Below are 841 nucleotides of genomic sequence, written 5' to 3' on the forward strand. Positions count from 1 at the left end.
CCCAACCAATTGGTTTTCTTGCAAATAAATCCATCACTACCGCTAAGTATGCCCAGCGGTTGCCTGTCCAGATATAAGTCACATCGCCGCACCACACCTGATTTGGCTTGGTTACGGCAAACTGGCGAGCCAGCAAATTTGGGATATCAATCCGCTCACTGCCGGTCTTTTTATATGAATGCGACGGCAGCTGACAGCTGATAAACCCAAGCTTTTCCATGTACTTAGCCGCCAGGTAACGGCTCATTTTAACGCCCTGTGCGCTTGCCATCGTTGCAATGCTACGAGAGCCTGCGGAGCCATTGCTGGCATCAAACAACTCACGGACTTTGCTTAGCCGGACAACCTGCTCAGGCTGCACCTGCTTGGGCTTTTTCCAATACTTAAAGCTGCTGCGATGGACTTCAAACACCCGGCACAACTGCGCCACGGCATAACTCTGCTTGAGCTGAGCAATTATCGTGAATTGTTCAGCGAGTCCGACATCAAGAGAGCGGTAGCCTTTTTTAGGATTTCTTTTTCCAGCTCTATCTGCTTGATCCGCTTCTCTAATTCGCGAATTTTTAGCTGATCTGGCGTCATCGGTGTGGCTTTGGGCGTGACTCCGGAGCGTTCTTCGCGCAATTGCCGAACCCATTTATCCATGGTGGATTTACCAACATTCATCGCTGCCGCTGCGTTAGCAACCGAGTAACCTTGGTCCAGCACCAGTTGCGCGCATTCCAGACGAAATTCAGGGCTGAATGTGGGTCTTGTCTTTTTGTTCATCATGTCACCTAATTGCTTACGAGGTGGATCATAACACCTCTAATCAGGTGGCCAAATTCAGTGTGCCACTACA

Annotated in this window: 1 pseudogene; it reads right to left on the reverse strand. The window is 49.8% G+C overall.

Annotated elements, in window-relative coordinates:
- A pseudogene (locus ACFO3I_RS19055) lies at positions 1-768 on the reverse strand (IS3 family transposase); the annotation flags it as partial.
- Positions 769-841: the final 73 nt, after the last annotated feature.

Origin of the sequence: Rheinheimera marina (genome assembly GCF_042654345.1) — a bacterium.
Taxonomy (GTDB): Bacteria; Pseudomonadota; Gammaproteobacteria; order Enterobacterales; family Alteromonadaceae; genus Pararheinheimera; species Pararheinheimera marina.